The sequence below is a fragment of the Cupriavidus sp. GW823-FHT06D04 genome (assembly GCF_058795055.1).
In genome coordinates this window covers 339872-354276 of record NZ_JBXAHL010000001.1, presented here as the reverse complement: position 1 = coordinate 354276, position 14405 = coordinate 339872, and the positions used below count along the sequence as shown (strand labels likewise).

12 protein-coding genes are annotated in these 14405 nt (G+C 65.6%); 4 read left to right on the top strand and 8 right to left on the bottom strand.

The annotated features are described in order from the left end of the window. Positions 1-85: 85 nt before the first annotated feature. Positions 86-433 (bottom strand): GtrA family protein, encoded by a 348-nt coding sequence (locus AC1Q7H_RS01690; RefSeq protein ID WP_492380887.1) that lies wholly within the window; start codon positions 431-433, stop codon positions 86-88. Positions 434-530: 97 nt separating this feature from the next. On the opposite strand from AC1Q7H_RS01690, the gene AC1Q7H_RS01685 reads away from it, so the two are divergent. Beyond that, positions 531-1457 carry a class I SAM-dependent methyltransferase gene (locus tag AC1Q7H_RS01685; RefSeq protein ID WP_492380886.1) on the top strand — a complete coding sequence of 309 codons (927 nt, stop codon included), beginning with the start codon at positions 531-533 and terminating at the stop codon, positions 1455-1457. Between the two features lie 16 nt (positions 1458-1473). Here the strand turns inward: AC1Q7H_RS01685 and AC1Q7H_RS01680 are convergent, their stop codons facing one another. The 7 genes from AC1Q7H_RS01680 to AC1Q7H_RS01650 form a co-directional block, all read right to left on the bottom strand. Continuing rightward, positions 1474-2472 (bottom strand): glycosyltransferase family 2 protein, encoded by a 999-nt coding sequence (locus tag AC1Q7H_RS01680; protein ID WP_492380885.1) that lies wholly within the window; start codon positions 2470-2472, stop codon positions 1474-1476. An 11-nt stretch (positions 2473-2483) separates the two neighbouring features. Continuing rightward, a complete protein-coding gene (locus AC1Q7H_RS01675; RefSeq protein ID WP_492380884.1) occupies positions 2484-4952 on the bottom strand; it encodes a hypothetical protein in 2469 nt (822 codons plus the stop codon). Next, positions 4937-5443: a hypothetical protein gene (locus tag AC1Q7H_RS01670; RefSeq protein WP_492380883.1), complete on the bottom strand. Its 507-nt coding sequence runs from the start codon at positions 5441-5443 to the stop codon at positions 4937-4939. The genes AC1Q7H_RS01675 and AC1Q7H_RS01670 overlap by 16 nt, the downstream gene beginning before the upstream one ends. Continuing rightward, the gene (locus AC1Q7H_RS01665; RefSeq protein ID WP_492380882.1) at positions 5440-6699 is read right to left on the bottom strand and encodes a lipopolysaccharide biosynthesis protein; all 1260 of its coding nucleotides are present in this window, start codon (positions 6697-6699) and stop codon (positions 5440-5442) included. Before AC1Q7H_RS01665 ends, AC1Q7H_RS01670 begins: the two co-directional genes overlap by 4 nt. After that, positions 6696-7805 (bottom strand): glycosyltransferase, encoded by a 1110-nt coding sequence (locus AC1Q7H_RS01660; RefSeq protein ID WP_492380881.1) that lies wholly within the window; start codon positions 7803-7805, stop codon positions 6696-6698. The genes AC1Q7H_RS01665 and AC1Q7H_RS01660 overlap by 4 nt, the downstream gene beginning before the upstream one ends. Before the next feature lie 68 nt (positions 7806-7873). Further along, a complete protein-coding gene (locus AC1Q7H_RS01655) occupies positions 7874-9193 on the bottom strand; it encodes a sugar transferase (protein ID WP_492380960.1) in 1320 nt (439 codons plus the stop codon). Further along, positions 9193-10368, bottom strand: coding sequence for a glycosyltransferase family 4 protein (locus tag AC1Q7H_RS01650; RefSeq protein ID WP_492380880.1), 1176 nt, complete (start codon positions 10366-10368; stop codon positions 9193-9195). Before AC1Q7H_RS01650 ends, AC1Q7H_RS01655 begins: the two co-directional genes overlap by 1 nt. Positions 10369-10641: 273 nt before the next feature. Between AC1Q7H_RS01650 and AC1Q7H_RS01645 the strand changes: the two genes are divergently transcribed. From AC1Q7H_RS01645 to waaA, 3 genes are read left to right on the top strand one after another with little or no spacing between them, the layout of a single operon-like run. Further along, positions 10642-12027, top strand: a complete 1386-nt coding sequence (locus tag AC1Q7H_RS01645; RefSeq protein ID WP_492380879.1) for a phosphomannomutase/phosphoglucomutase — start codon at positions 10642-10644, stop codon at positions 12025-12027. Further along, positions 12008-13114 carry a lipopolysaccharide heptosyltransferase I gene (gene waaC / locus AC1Q7H_RS01640; RefSeq protein ID WP_492380878.1) on the top strand — a complete coding sequence of 369 codons (1107 nt, stop codon included), beginning with the start codon at positions 12008-12010 and terminating at the stop codon, positions 13112-13114. Before AC1Q7H_RS01645 ends, waaC begins: the two co-directional genes overlap by 20 nt. Then, entirely contained in the window at positions 13114-14403 is a 1290-nt protein-coding gene (gene waaA / locus AC1Q7H_RS01635) for a lipid IV(A) 3-deoxy-D-manno-octulosonic acid transferase (RefSeq protein WP_492380877.1), read from the top strand. The genes waaC and waaA overlap by 1 nt, the downstream gene beginning before the upstream one ends. Positions 14404-14405 lie beyond the last annotated feature (2 nt).

The window sequence follows — 14405 nt, the reverse complement described above, 5'->3', positions numbered from 1 at the left end:
TGGTGTGCCCGGAACCCGAGGGCGGCTGTCGTCCTGTGCCGATTCGTTCCGCTGGGCACCGGCGCGCGTCGAGGGCCGGCGTCTGCTACGCGGAGCGGAAAACCCAGTGCTTGCCGAGCAGGAAGCCATTGAGCGTGACGATCGGATAGGACAAGATCTTGCCGATCATGGCATTGTCTATAATGGCGTGTGCCGCCTGCACACAGACGATCGTGATCACGTAGTTGAGGCTAACGATCACTAGAAACCTCAGAAATGAAGGCAGCGAAGACGGCGCGTCAAACGTGAGCTTTGAGTGTGCGGTGTAGTTGACCACCACGCAGACGATGAAAGCGACACTCGCCGCGACCCAGGCAACGGCGCCGTTCCACAGAAGGGCTTGCATGATCCCCAGGTCGAGCGCGGCGCAGACCACGCCGATGGCGACATACAAGAGAATCTGGGGTGATAGGGTGCGCAAAATAGGGCTGTCTGAGGGATTGGGCGGCTAGCATTTTACCATCCGGCCCTGATGCGAACCCAGTGCGCATATGCCGCAGGCGCCGCCGACACGCGGCCGTTGGCATTTCCCAGCAAGGATTTTCATGACCGCAACCAGCATCCAGTCGTTATGCGTAGTGTGTTCGAGTCTCACCCAGCCAGGCATCGCCCGGTGGCATTTTGTCTGCCCGGCGTGCGGCTACGAGGGCAGCTGGCTGGAACCCGTGATAAATGACCCGACGGCGCATCTCGCGCTGGACGAGGGCTTGCGCGAGGCAGGGCTGAAGGCCCTGCGGATGGAGAATTTCCGCGAGATCGTGAAGCTCATTCTCGATCTCACCAAGTCGGGGCGGCCATCGCTGCTCGATGTCGGGGCGGCGCACGGCTGGTTTCTCGACGTGGCCCAGGCACACTTCCGGTCGCTCGGCATCGAACCGGACATCGCGGTCGTGGAAAAGGCCGTAGCACGCGGCGTGCATGTCCGAGCCGGCTATTTCCCGGATGCGCTGGAACAGCACGAAGCGTTCGATGTCATTGTCTTCAACGACGTCATCGAGCATCTTCCCGCAATCGGCGACGCGCTTGCGGCCTGCGCCGCCAGGCTCAATTCGGATGGCCTGCTGGTGCTGAACCTGCCTAACAGCAACGGGCTGTTCTACCGCCTGTCGCGCGTGCTGGCGCGCGTCGGCTGGCAGGGGCCGTTCGCGCGGCTCTGGCAGAAGGACCTGCCGTCGCCGCACGTGCATTACTTCAACCGCGAAAACCTGAACGGGCTTTTGTCGCGGTTCGGCTTCTCGCTGGTGCGCGATGCCGAACTGCCATCGGTGCGGCTCAAGGGCCTGGCCGCGCGGCTGCGCTGCGCCGATCCCAGCCTCGTGCGTTTCGTCGTACTGTACCTGGGCACGCTCGCCGTCTTCCCGCTGACCAGGATGTTCCCGAGCGATGCAGTCGTCTGCGTGTACCGCAAGGGCGCCTGACAGGGCCGGCGGCCCGCTACTTCCCGGCCGGCGGCTTCAGCCTGCGGGCCGCGCGCTTGTGGATGGCCCGGCGCGGCACGGACGAGATGTCGTGTGCAATGAAGGCCAGTACGAACTGCAGGCCGATCAGCAGCAGGATGGCGGCCAGCATCACGGTGCCCGCTGGCGTGGTCACGCCCTTGCGCAACGAACCCACCCAGTGATAGCCGCCGAAGATGACCCCGGACACCATCATCAAGCCGCCGATTGGCAACTCGAGGGAGGCGAGCGACATGTCCCGCAGGTAGTAATTGTAGAAGATGCGCTTGCCGAAGTTGCGGACGTGCTTGAAGACGAATTCGCCGACGATCTTCCGGATCTTCAGGTTGCTCACTTCGTTTCCATACCTGGCATTCATCGGCACGTCGACGACCACCGCGCGCAGTGTGTTGAGGCGAAACAGCATGTCCGTCTCGAAGAAGTACCGGCGGCTGATCTTGTGGAGCGGCAGTTGCCGGGCCACATCGCGATGGATCGCGGTGTAGCCGTTGGTCGGATCGAACAGGTCCCAGTAGCCGGAGGAAATCTTGGTCATGAAGGAGAGCGTGGCATTGCCGAAGAGCCGGGCTTTCGGCATCGCACGGATCTCCTCCAGGTTGAAGAAGCGGTTGCCCTTCGTGTAGTCAGCCTCGCCGGCCAGGATCGGCGCCACGAAATCCGGGATCAGCGTGGGATCCATCTGACCGTCGCCATCGACCTTGACGATGACGTTCATCTCGTCCGCGATCGCGGCCTGGTAGCCGGTCATCACGGCACCGCCGACGCCCAAGTTCGCGCCGTTGTGCAGCACAACGACGCGCGGGTCACAGCAATGCTCCCGCACGTGGTTCCCGCTGCCATCGGGACAGCAATCGTCGACGACGTAGATCCTCGCGCATTCCGGCCCGATATTCGCGATCAAGCCGAGGATATGCGCCTTCACCTTGTAGCAGGGGATGACCACGGCAACCGCCTGCTCCTGTTGCGTTGGGTCCATTGTCACCATTGTCAGTTCGTCTCCAGTCGAATGTCTGTCAGCTCGGCCTCGGCAGTGTCTTGCCGGGTAAACTGCATCTGCGCGCGTGAGGCGCCGTTGGGCACGGGCAGCGATTCCGAGAACGAGAGTGGTGTCTCGCTGCAAGGCATGAGGCGGTAATACGGCGATCCGGTGCCCCACTGGATCAGGGCCACAAGGCGACCCGTCGCTGACTGGCAGCGATAAGTCACGTGATACCGGAGCCTGGTCGCGCCGCTGGTCGGCACGGTGACTGGCATGGCGGCCGAGGGGGCATCTTTTGCGATCTTCACTTCGCCTGAAATCTGCTTGCGCAGGTCGAACGCCTCACGATAGGTCAAGTCGTGGCCGACGACCCGGTACAGCGTGAAGTTGCCGATGCGTAGTTCCGGATATCCAACCTGGCTCAGGTATTCCCGCAGGAACCATTCCGGATGCTCGGGCGTGGGCGCGTCATACGTGCTCCAGATCACGAAGCCGACCTTCTCGTCTTTCACGAAGTTCGCCACGTGCGCGAGGCTCGTGGCAGCGGCAAAGCGTGCCTGGTGCGACGGGGAATACCAGTTGACGAGGACGGGATCGCCCTTGAGGTTCGCGCCGAACGGCGTGGAGGCAGGGTAGAGGACCGTGGCGCCAGGATAGCGTTCGTTGACGTAGGCGGTGAGCAGCTTCGCCGGATTGATCCGTTCCGCGATGGCGCGCCGTCCCGCCGCCGTGTAGGCCTGCTGTGGAGGGCCTTCGAAGACCCAGGAAACGCCGGGGAAGAAGTACAGATTGATGGCGACGCAGGCGAGGATCGCCACGCGCGCGACTGCCCGCTGCCATTCCTGGCCACCATGCTTTTCCCAAAGCGGCGCGCTGATGATGACCGTTGCCAGCGGCAGTGCCGGAAACAGGTAGCGCCAGTACTGGATCATCGCGAACATTATGACGCCGAAGCCGGCGAGCGGAATCAGGACGATCCCCAGCTTCCTGAGGTCCGTCCTGCCGACGGCGAGGAGGGCGATGAAAGGCAGGAACAGGTACTGGAAGCCCGCGACGAAGTCCTTCGACTCCTGGAAGCCGGAAGTCTTGAAGAACAGTCCCCAATAGCTCTCCAGGCTGAAGCCCTTGAGCCATCGGGTGTCCGCGAAGTTTGCCGCCTCGAAATAAGGGGACTTGAAGATGCCGTTGTAAAGGGGGAAGAACGGATTGCCGGTGATGCCCCAGGCGGTGACATACGCATGCAGCGCCACCGAGATCAACAGCAGGAGGAACAGGATCAGCAGAGCCGGGCTTCGCAGGCGCTGCGGGGGGGGCAAACTGCGCGACAACGAGACCTGCAGCGCAGCCGCACCCACCAGCAGGATGCCGATCAACGCGCCAGGCAGCTTGGCCGCGACGCACATCGCGGCAATGGTGAGCACGACAAGCATCCGGCTGCCGAGCCAGCCGTCCCTGGCCTCCAGCGCAAAGCGGACGCCGCCCGCCATCATCAGCGCCAGGAACAACTCAGCCTGCAGCGCCCCGAGCAGGCTGCCGAGCATCGGAGTGCTGCCGAACAGCACGAGCATCAGCAGCCGGTCATGCCGCTTCAGCGAGAAGTGCGCGAGAATGGCCCAGACTTGCGCGCACAGCAGCAGTGTCAGCGCCAGGGTCAGCGCGCCGCGCGCGTCGTCGCCGGCGACTAGCGAGACGATGGCGTGCAGCAGCGCGACTGCGAACGGCGCCACCTCCCACACTTGCGTCACGACGTCGAACTCATAGACGTGACGATAGGTGAGCTGCGTCCACATCCGCAGATGCAGCGCGTTCTCGTCGTAGCCGACGGTCGGATAGAGCGCGTAGCGCGCGACAGCGCCCAGCAAAATCATCAGCAGGACGAAGTACCAGTACGGAATCTCGTCGAATGTACGCGTGCGGATCGCGACGCCGTTGACGAAGCCGCGCCAGCCGCGCTGCAGGCCTCCCGAGAGCAGGACGGCCAGGATCGGTGCAGACAGGATCGCGACGTAGAACGCACGGAAATTGAGCGGGAAATGAATCAGCACCCCGAAGATGGCAAGCTGGACGGCCAGGCCCAGGAACACGCACAGCGACCAGTTGGCCGCGTCGTTCCCACCCTCGAAGATTAGGCGAAGCGAGCCGCGTCCCCACAGGAACGACGAGACAAGAAGCAGCGCGACTGCCGCGGTGGCGTCGAGGCCCACGCCGATGGCCAGATACACCGAAATAGCGACAGCAAAGAGCCGGCGCGCCTGCGTGGGCGCGTTCCGCCGCAGCAGCCACGCGATGCCTAGGCAGGCTGCGGTCCAGATTAGGAAATCATGCAGGACGCCGGCCGTCCAGTAGACCGGGAGTGCCGGGGCGTAGTAGCGCAGGCCCGCGAGAACCCCCAGTACGGGTGCGATGGCGAGGACGACCGTTAGACGATTTCTTGTTTCCCGCAGTCGGAGCATTGTCTTGTTCAGTAGAAGCAACATGATAGTGTCTGGTGCGCTACCAGCCGGGCGATTCCCCCGCTGCCAGGGTATTTCCAGCGCGCGATGATCTTCTCTGGGGCAAACGCACTCGTGTCGTGCCGGGCCGCAGTTGCCATCCTGGCCGATGCCTCCCCGTCTTGCCCCCAGGCAATCTGCTCGACGCCAAAGCCTGCCGTCGGCGGCAGCGTGAACAGCAATATCATGGTGTCGACCTGCACCAGCACATCGACCTGCCGGCTCCTGCAGAAGCGGCGGATGCCGGCCACGGTCGCGACATAGGCGAGCTTGAGCCACGGCCACTGCGCGACCAGGGCTTCATGATGCACCCGCGGATGCAGTGGGAAGCAGCTCGCCGGATCGAAGAGGCTGAGGATGCTTACCGCGTGCTCATGTTCCGCCAGAGCGTTGGCGACGACGGCCGTCATGTGCTCGGTGCCGCCCATGACGTTCAGGGTCTCGCTCTGGAAGCAGAGATTGCGGTCCGTTTTCATGCGTTGGCCTCGCGGGCGGCGGGCAGGCGGCGGCCCTCGCACAGCCAGATGCCGAGACCGAACAGCGCGGCCAGTAGGTTGGCGATCGCGTATCCGAGGATCGCGCCACGCGCCCCGAACGCCGGGATGGCGACGACATCGATGCCGACAGTGACGGCAAACACCAGCCCCCACTTGATCGCCACCAGCCGCGGACGGCGCATGTGGATGGGTAGCAGAGTCAGCGCCACGTCCGCGAAGATCAGTGTCGAGGCGATGGCCGAGAGTTGCAGCAGGTCCGCCGCGGAGGCATACGCCGAACCGTAGAGCAGCTGGACAATCCAGGGTGCGCAGGCCGTGATCGTTAGGCCGCCCGCCAGCCCGACGGCCAGCATGCCGCCCGCGATCCTGAGGACGTTGCGCCGCGCCTGGGCGAGCGTCGGCTGGGCATAGACATAGATTGGGGCGATGCCCGCGGCAAGGATCGTGGCGAGCAGCACGAAGTTGTCGAGCACCTGCATCGACGCGGCATAGGCGCCGAACTCGGTCAGCGGCACAAGCGGCTTCAGCAGTAGCTGGTCGATGCGCCGCGCGCTCATCATCAAAATGAAGCTCAGCCAGAAGAGGGCGCCGTCGGCGATCAACTCGCGGATCAGCGCCGGCTCTGCGGTCACGCGGACGCGCGGCGCGCGCGCCAGGTAGAAATGGGTCCACAGCACGGCCGCAACGGCCGCTTCGAGCACGAAGACCAGTGCGTAGGCCGGCACGCTGCGGACGCTGAACCAGAATAGCAGCGTCACACAGACTGCCTTTACGGCGAGCGCGGACACATTGATCACTGTATTGGGTCGGGTGCGCGTACAGGCCTGCATCCACGCCGTGACGATGCCGAACGGCTCGCGCAACAGCACGGGCACGCCGAGCACCAGCGCCGGCACCCAGGACTCCGACCCCTGGCGCGTGACCAGCAGGAATCCGCACATCAGCAGATAGGCGAGCACGCCGGCCGACAGGCGCAGACCGAATGCGTGGGCCAGCAGCCGGTGCTGGGCCGCTGGATCGCCGTTGGCGACCAGCCGGGGAATGATGACCTCGCTGCCACAGATCAGCGCGATCGACGCGGTCACATAGACGACGGCCTGCGCATACTGGAAACGTGCGAAGCCTTCGGGCCCGAGTCCGCGCGCCAGCATCGCCAGGATGCCGATGCCGCAGCCCATCTGCAGGCCACGCTCGATCAGCATCCATGCTAGGTTGCTGGCGACCTTGCGTCTCATCGGGCGGGCTCCGCGCGGGTGCGGCGGCCGGCGGCGCCAGCCAGTGGGGCGTAGCAGGCGATCCATTGGCGAGCCACAGCCTGCAGGCTGAACGCCGCCAGCACGCGGTCGCGGCGCGCAGCCTGGTCAGCTGCGTTGCCGATGCCGTGTGCCAACGCCCGCGCCATCGCGTGCGACAGCGCGGCCACGTCGCCCCGGGGAACGATCTCGCCCGCGTTGCCCAACAGCTCCGCCACGCCCGCCGCATCCGTTGCCACCACCGGGCATCCGCTAGCCAGCGCCTCTCCGACGACCAGCGGCATGCCCTCGATCTCCGAGGACAGCACGAACAGGTCGGCGGCATTGAGCAGCGCTGGCACGTCGCGGCGCATGCCGAGAAGCGTGACGAGACCATCGAGCCCGTTGCGGCGGACGGACGCCCCCAGCTCGCCGCGCAGCGGCCCGTCACCGGCCAGCATCAGTCGCATCTCCGCTTGCGCAGCCGCAGGGGGCGTCCACACGAGCGCGGCGAAGGCATCGATCAGCGTCTGCTGAGCTTTCTCCGGAACGAGCCGGCCGACGTTGACGATCAGCCGGGTGTCGGGCGTGACTCCCAGCGCGGCGCGGGTCTCCTGCCGCCGTGCCGCGTCGGGACTGAAGCGGCTAGTGTCGATACCATTCGGCATCACGCGGATACGCGCGGCCGGGACCGCGCCGGCGTCGATCATCGCCTGCCTGCCCGTGGCGCTGACGTGCGTGGTCAGGGCCGCCCAGCGGTCGGTCAACCGATAGGCGAGCATTCGCAGGCGGCCGCCTTCGCGCGCACTGTGGGCGGTGCACAGCACCGGCGGCGCGGCGGTCAGCGCGGCGAGCACCCGGGCCAGCAGATTTGCATGCACCATGTGCGCGTGGATGACATCCGGATGCCATTGCCTGACGAATGCGTGTAGCTGCCACAGCGCCCGCGCGAACGATGCCGGCGATTTGCGCATATCGAGAGGAAGAACCATGACGCTTGCGGGCAGCGTCACGTCGCAGCCCGGCGTTAGGCTGACCACGGCGACGGCATGACCGTCGTCGGCGAACTGGCGCGCGAGCCCGGCCACCTGCTGCTCGGCGCCGCCCATTCTGAGGCCAGTGCAAAGCAGCAAAATCCGCATCGGCGGCGAGGCGCTCGTCAACGTTGGGACCGTTGTCACCGGGCACCGTAGCCGGTCAGGATCGTCTGCAACGTCTTGACTGAGATCAGCAGGTCCAGCGCCAGCGAGCAGTGCTTGACGTAGTACAGGTCATAGCTGAGCTTGGTCACGGTCTCTTCGTGGCTGCTGGCATACCCCTGCTGCACCTGGGCCCAGCCCGACAGACCGGGCCGCACCAGATGCCGGTACGGATAGTAGGCGATGGTCTCCGAGAACTCCTCGACCATCGGCGCCTGCTCCGGTCGCGGGCCAATAAGGCTCATGTGGCCTAGCAACACATTCCACAACTGCGGTATCTCATCCAGACGGTACTTGCGGATGATGCGCCCGACGCGGGTAATGCGCGGGTCGCGGCGTGCGGCGAACATGGCAGGCGCGCTGCCATCGACGCTCATGCTGCGGAACTTGAGCACTATGAAAGGCTTGCCGAACAGGCCTACGCGTTGCTGCCGGAACATGGCACCGCCGGGCGTTTCGAGCCGGATCGCGAGCGCGACCGCGGCCCCCAAAGGCACGGCAAGCGGAGCCAGGCACAAGACGGTCACGATATCCACCGCGCGTTTAAGGTAGCCGTAGAGGTAGTGGGCGGCGTAGTCATCCAGGAAGTTCTCGTCGATGTGCGCCAGGCCAACGCGACCGGTCAGCATTTCCCCGACGCGCTCCACCGAATACATCCGAACGTGACTCATTTTGTAGTGTGCGAGCAGCCGCGTGCGTTCGGGGTCGCCGGTGGCGCTGCGCTCGACCATCAGGCCGTCGAAATGCCTGGCGTCCTCCAGTGATCCCACTGGCTCGAAGCGGATACGGGCCGGCGGTGCGGCGCCCGGCATGGCGAGGATGGATCCGAGCTGCGCCAGGGTATTCGGATCGGTATAGCCGAACAGCGGCACGTAGTTTTGCACGAAGCGCCGGTAGCCGGCCCAGATCCACGCCAGCGTGATGCAGTAAGACAACAGCAGTGCGCCGCGTGAATACTCGATATGGAAGGCGGCAAAAGTAAAGAGCAGGCCGCAGAAGGGCAGCGTCGCTGCCAGTCCCGCGAGGCTGTTGCCCTCCATGGCTGGCAGGTGCAACGAGCGGTGAAGCAGCATGAACGCAAACAAGTATGGCACCACTGACCATAGCAGCGTGCGCGTGAACACGTGGGTAACAATGCCGGCGCGATGTGCCATCTCGGCGCACGCCGCGCTGAGCGCGAATAGCGCCAGGCCGATCACCGCCCAGGCCACCATCCTGCTGACCCGTCGCATGGTCTCGGATCCGCCGGTACGGCTGCGCAAGGCGCCGTGGCGCACGCTGTCGGTCTTGATGTTCATCATGTTGGCACCCGCGCAGCGCGGGGCGTTTGCGCCCGGGCGTCGCAATATACGGACCACGTCGCTTCGGTCATGCGTTCCAGTCCATAGAGTTGCTCCCACCGGCGGCGCGCTTGGCTGCCAAGCGCAGCGCGCAGCGCACCGTCGCTGGCAAGGCGTCGCAGTGCAGCTGAGAACGCGCTCTCGTCGCCATGATCCACCAGCTGCCCGCGCCGGTAGTCTTCTAGCTGTTCGCGGATGCCTGGCAGATCCGAGGCGATGACGGGCAGGCCGGCCCGCATCGCTTCAAGCACCGACAGCGGAAAGCCTTCATGGTCCGAGGCCAGCACAAAGGCCTGGGCGGATGCCAACAGGGCGGGAATGTCGGTCACATTCCCGGGAAACCGCACGCGGCCGGGCACAAGCTGTTGCGCCAGCTGCTGCATGGCAGACCGCTGCGGACCGTCGCCGGCCAGTACGAGTTCGCACTCTCCCAGGCCAGCGCGCGCAAAGGCGCGAATGGCCGCATCCGGGCGTTTGGGCGCGGCGAAGCGCGCGACCATCACGATTTTCCGCAGGGGTGCTTGTGGTGCGGCGCGATGGTTGGTGTCGGCGATGCCGTTTGGGATCACCGTGATGCGCTCTTCCGGAATGGGCAGTGCATGTGCCAGCTGCCGCTCCGCTTCCGCCACGCAAATGACGCGCGCCGTCAGCGGCGCCAACATCCATTCCGCCACGCGCGCAGCGATGCGCTGGCGCACCGGGGCTTCAGGCTTGAAGGCGAAGCCATGGACTGTATAGATGACAGGTATGCCGAGCAGGAATCCGGCGATGCGGCCCAGCGCGCCGGCCTTGGCGCTATGGGCGTGGATCAGGTCGGGCGCGGCCTGTTTGAGCGCCTTGACCAGCTCGCGCAGGGCAGCGATCGCACGCCACGGAGACAGCGCATTGTCTAGCCGCGCCAGCCGGATGGTCTGGGCGCCCGCCTGTTTCGCGATATCGAACAGGGGGCCGTCGCCGCCGGCCAGGAGGACGGTATCGGCTTTGCCCGCCATCGACTGCAACAGGTCAGCGACATGCGACTGCGCGCCGCCGATCTCCGAATTGGTGATCAGATAGGCGATGCGAGGGCGTGGCGAAGGCTGGGCAGTTGGTCTCAAGGGTCTGTACGTCTGTAGCCGGGTCGCGGCCGCCATATGTCACAGGGCAATGCAAGCTGAGAGGGAGGTTGCCGGGTACCCGGGCAGATTGCTGCCGGCTACCATGGCGCCCCAAACGGGGAGCGGCCCAAGAGCGGCGGACAGGGCACCGTTCAATGTAGGACAGACTCCGAAAATTGTGTCCATCCGTGATAATGCGGCGATTATACCGCCCGGGGCTGCCGCAATCCGGCAAAATAGCACCCTTTGGTGCGTCGCATTTTCTGTTTTGAAAGTGCGGTGCGGCCGGAACGCGATACAGGAAGCCACATGCAAATCGATCCCACCATTTTTAAAGCCTACGACATTCGCGGAATCGTGGGTAAGACTCTCACGCGCGACGTTGCGCGCCAGATCGGGCTGTCGTTCGGTTCGGCGGCGACTGAACTGGGCGAAAAAACCATCGCCGTAGGCCGCGACGGCCGCCTCTCCGGCCCCGACCTCATCTCCGGCCTGGTCGAAGGCCTGCGCGCCGCCGGCCTGGACGTGATCGACATCGGCCTGGTCGCCACCCCGATGGTCTACTTCGCCACCAACATCGAGATCGACGGCGTTCGCCCGACCTCCGGCATCATGGTCACCGGCAGCCACAACCCGCCGGACTACAACGGTTTCAAGATGGTGCTGGCCGGCAAGGCGATCTATGGCGAGCAGATCCAGGCGCTGCGCCAGCGGATCGAAGCCGGCAATTTCACCAGCGGTGCCGGCACCTACAAGCAAGTCGATGTGCGCCAAAAGTACCTCGACCGCATCATCAGCGACGTCAAGCTGGCCCGTCCGATGAAGGTTGCCCTGGATGCCGGCAACGGCGTGGCCGGTGCCTTCGTGGGTGACCTGTTCCGTGGACTGGGCTGTGAGGTGACTGAGCTGTTCTGCGACGTGGACGGCAACTTCCCGAACCACCACCCTGATCCCGCACATATCGAGAATCTGCAGGATCTAATGAAGGCCCTGCGCGAGACTGACTGCGAGCTTGGCCTGGCCTTCGACGGCGATGGCGACCGCCTTGGTGTGGTGACCAAGGACGGTCAGGTGATTTTCCCGGACAGGCAACTGATGCTGTTCGCTGAAGAGATCCTGGCGCGCAACCCGGGTGCCCAGGTTATTTACGACGTGAAATGCACCGGCAAACTGGCCCCCTGGATCCGAGAACACGGCGGTGAGCCGCTGATGTGGAAGACCGGCCATTCGCTGGTCAAGGCCAAGCTGAAGGAAACGGGCGCGCCGATCGCGGGCGAGATGAGCGGCCACGTGTTCTTCAAGGACCGCTGGTATGGCTTTGACGATGGCCTGTACACGGGCGCGCGCCTGTTGGAGATCCTGTCGCGCCACGCGGATCCGAGCGCGGTGCTGAATGCGCTGCCGAATGCCAACAACACGCCGGAACTGCAGCTCAAGTGTGCCGAGGGCGAGCCGTTCACGCTGCTGGACCGGATCAAGGCGAACGCGAAGTTCGAAGGGGCGCGCGAGGTGATCACCATCGACGGCGTGCGCGTGGAATATGCCGATGGCTTCGGCCTGGCGCGCCCGTCCAACACCACCCCTGTGGTGGTGATGCGTTTCGAGGCGGACAACGACGCCGCACTGGCGCGTATCCAGGCGGAGTTCAAGCGCGTGATCCTGGCAGAGAAGCCGGATGCTCAGCTCCCGTTCTGAGCGCGCGACGGTGCCGGCGGCATCGTCGGACGCGGTCGGTGTGGCGCAGCCCACGCCGGCCGCGGTGCCTTTCACACTGCCGGAACGGCCGCGCATCCTGCTGGTCAAGGTGTCGTCGCTCGGTGACGTGGTGCACAACATGCCGCTGGTGCATGATCTGCGCGCGCGCTGGCCTGGCGCTGAGATCGACTGGGTGGTGGAAGAGGGCTATGTCGAACTTGTCCGGCTGTTGCCGGAGGTGCGCCGGGTAATTCCGTTTGCGCTGCGGCGCTGGCGCAAGCGCATCCTGCGGGGCAGCACCTGGCGCGAGGTGGGCACGGTGCGTGACGCGCTGCGCCAGGAGCGCTATGACGCGGTGATCGAGAGCCAGGGCTTGCTCAAGACCGCGGTGGTCGCGCGCGTGGCCGCGCGGGCGCCCGGTGCGCCGATTATCGGGCTGGGCAATGCCACGCAGGGCTCGGGCTATGAGCCGGCGGCGCGGCTGCTATACACCGATCCGGTGCGCGTGCCGCGCCAGACGCATTCGGTGCGGCGCTCGCGCTTGCTGGGGGCTGCGCTGACCGGGCTTGAGCCGGCGGAGCCGCCGCAGTTTTTCGGGCCTGCCGCGCAATCGCTGCATGTTGACGATCCGCTGTGGGGCGACCTGCCTGCACGCTATGCCGTGTGCTTCCATGCGACTGCTGGCGCGCGCAAGAAATGGGCGGTGCAGAACTGGCATGCGCTGGGCAGGCGGCTGGCGGATGAGGGCCTGGTGATGTTGCTGCCGTGGGGCAATGACAAGGAACGCCAGGCTGCCGAAGAGGTCGCTGCCGGTGTGCCGCAGGCGAGGGTGTTGCCGCGTTTCTCGGTGATGCAGGGCTTCGGGCTGATCAACCGGGCCGAGGTGGTGATCGGGGTCGATACGGGCCTGGTCCATATTGCCGCGGCGTTGTGCCGGCCGACGGTAGAGATCTATACGGCCACGTGGCGCTGGAAGACTGAGGGCTACTGGTCCGCGCGCATCGCCAATGTCGGTGACGACGGCGTGGTGCCGTCGGTCGATGAGGTCTACGACGCGGCTTGCCGCGTGCGCGGAGTGGCTGCCTGATGCTGCGTTTGCTCTATAGCATGTTGTGGGTGGTGGTGCTGCCGCTGGCGCTGCTGCGCCTGGCCTGGCGCGCGCGCAAGGAGCCTGGCTATGTGCAGCACGTCGGCGAACGCCTGGGTGTTTACGGCAGCCTGCCACGGAAAGGTCCGTGGCTTTGGGTTCACGCCGTGTCGGTCGGCGAGACCCGCGCGGCGCAGCCGCTGATCGACGCGCTGCTCGGCGCCTATCCGCACCACCGCCTGCTGCTGACGCACATGACGCCGACCGGCCGCCAGACCGGTGCCCAGCTGTTCGGCAAGGAGCCGCGCATCCTGCAGTGCTACCTGCCGTATGACCTGCCATGGCTGGTGGGGCGGTTCATGCGATATTTCCGGCCGCAGGCGGGCATGCTGATGGAGACGGAGGTGTGGCCCAACCTCGTGCGCGGCGCGCGCAAGGCCGGAGTGCCGCTGTTCCTGGTCAATGCGCGCCTGTCGCCGCGCAGCTTCCGGCGCACGGCGCGGTTTGGGCGCGCGGCGGCGGTCATGTATGGGGATTTTGCGGGCGTGCTGGCGCAGACGGCGGGTGATGCCGATCGCTTTCAGGCGTTGGGCGTGCCGGCGGTGCAGATCACCGGCAACCTGAAGTTCGATATGCAGCCTGCGCCGGCAGGCGTTGCGCTGGGTGAGCGGCTGCGCAAGGTCTTTGGCGCGCGTGCGGTGCTGGCAGCCGCCAGCACGCGCGAGGGAGAGGAGCCGATGTTGCTCGATGCCTTCTCCCGCTGGCAATCACTGGCGGGCGATGTCCCGCGTCCCGCTCTGCTGCTGATCCCCCGTCACCCGCAGCGCTTCGATGAAGTCGCCGCGATGGTGGCGCGTGCGGGGTTTTCGGTCGAGCGCCGGAGTGCACTGGATCTTGACGGCATCCAGTCGCCGCTGACTGCCGATATCGTGCTGGGCGATTCGATGGGCGAGATGGCAATGTACTTTGCTGCGTCGGATCTCGCCTTCATCGGTGGCAGCCTGTTGCCTCTGGGGGGGCAGAACCTGATCGAGGCCTGCGCGGTCGGCACGCCGGTGCTGGTTGGCCCGCATACGTTCAACTTTGCACAGGCGACGGAAGACGCGATTGCCGCGGGCGCTTGTCTGCGCGTCGACAATGCCGATGCGCTGATGCGCACCGCGGCAAGCGTGCTGGCCGATCCAGCGCGGCTGGCGGATATGCGCGCGCATGCGCAGACCTTTGCGGGCCTGCATCGCGGCGCCACCGTCCGCACCCTCGCTGCGCTGGCCCCGGCGCTGGAGGGCTGATC

Coding starts and splice junctions, on each gene's coding strand:
- AC1Q7H_RS01685 (WP_492380886.1), top strand. CDS start 531: ATGCCGCAGGCGCCGCCGACACGCGGCCGTTGGCATTTCCCAGCAAGG.
- AC1Q7H_RS01680 (WP_492380885.1), bottom strand. CDS start 2,472: ATGGACCCAACGCAACAGGAGCAGGCGGTTGCCGTGGTCATCCCCTGC.
- AC1Q7H_RS01675 (WP_492380884.1), bottom strand. CDS start 4,952: ATGTTGCTTCTACTGAACAAGACAATGCTCCGACTGCGGGAAACAAGA.
- AC1Q7H_RS01670 (WP_492380883.1), bottom strand. CDS start 5,443: ATGAAAACGGACCGCAATCTCTGCTTCCAGAGCGAGACCCTGAACGTC.
- AC1Q7H_RS01665 (WP_492380882.1), bottom strand. CDS start 6,699: ATGAGACGCAAGGTCGCCAGCAACCTAGCATGGATGCTGATCGAGCGT.
- AC1Q7H_RS01660 (WP_492380881.1), bottom strand. CDS start 7,805: ATGGGCGGCGCCGAGCAGCAGGTGGCCGGGCTCGCGCGCCAGTTCGCC.
- AC1Q7H_RS01655 (WP_492380960.1), bottom strand. CDS start 9,193: ATGAACATCAAGACCGACAGCGTGCGCCACGGCGCCTTGCGCAGCCGT.
- AC1Q7H_RS01650 (WP_492380880.1), bottom strand. CDS start 10,368: ATGGCGGCCGCGACCCGGCTACAGACGTACAGACCCTTGAGACCAACT.
- AC1Q7H_RS01645 (WP_492380879.1), top strand. CDS start 10,642: ATGCAAATCGATCCCACCATTTTTAAAGCCTACGACATTCGCGGAATC.
- waaC (WP_492380878.1), top strand. CDS start 12,008: ATGCTCAGCTCCCGTTCTGAGCGCGCGACGGTGCCGGCGGCATCGTCG.
- waaA (WP_492380877.1), top strand. CDS start 13,114: ATGCTGCGTTTGCTCTATAGCATGTTGTGGGTGGTGGTGCTGCCGCTG.